Here is a 495-nt window from a genome sequence, read left to right as displayed (position 1 = left end):
ATCTTTGGAGAGGAGATGCAATATGTGGAGCTGGAATTAGATCCACAGGAGGCGGTAATTGCTGAAGCCGGGACCTTCATGATGATGGAAGACGGAGTAAAGATGGATACCATCTTTGGTGACGGATCTAAACAGAATGAAGGATTTCTGGGAAAAGTCCTTGGAGCCGGGAAAAGGTTGTTGACAGGAGAGAGCCTGTTCATGACTATTTTCACCAATCAGGTTCCGGGAAAGAAGAAGATCAGCTTTGCCTCCCCATACCCGGGAAAGGTTATTCCTATTGATCTTACAGAATATGGCGGGAAATTCGTCTGCCAGAAAGATGCCTTTTTATGTGCTGCTAAAGGAGTGGCTATTGGTGTAGAATTCAGCAGGAAACTGGGGCGCGGATTTTTCGGTGGGGAAGGATTTATCATGCAAAAGCTGGAAGGGGACGGGATGGCCTTTGTGCATTCCGGTGGAACTACAGCGAAGAAAGTTTTGGCTCCCGGAGAG

1 protein-coding gene is annotated in these 495 nt (G+C 47.7%); it reads left to right on the top strand.

Going from position 1 to position 495, the window contains the following annotated elements; translation table 11 throughout:
• Nucleotides 1-495: AIM24 family protein (locus tag HC175_RS17750; RefSeq protein ID WP_168139599.1), on the top strand; the 495-nt coding region annotated here is incomplete at both ends.

Source organism: Salinimicrobium oceani (assembly GCF_012037645.1).
The sequence above is the reverse complement of the archived record's forward strand: the minus strand, read 5'-3'. Positions and strand labels throughout refer to the sequence as shown.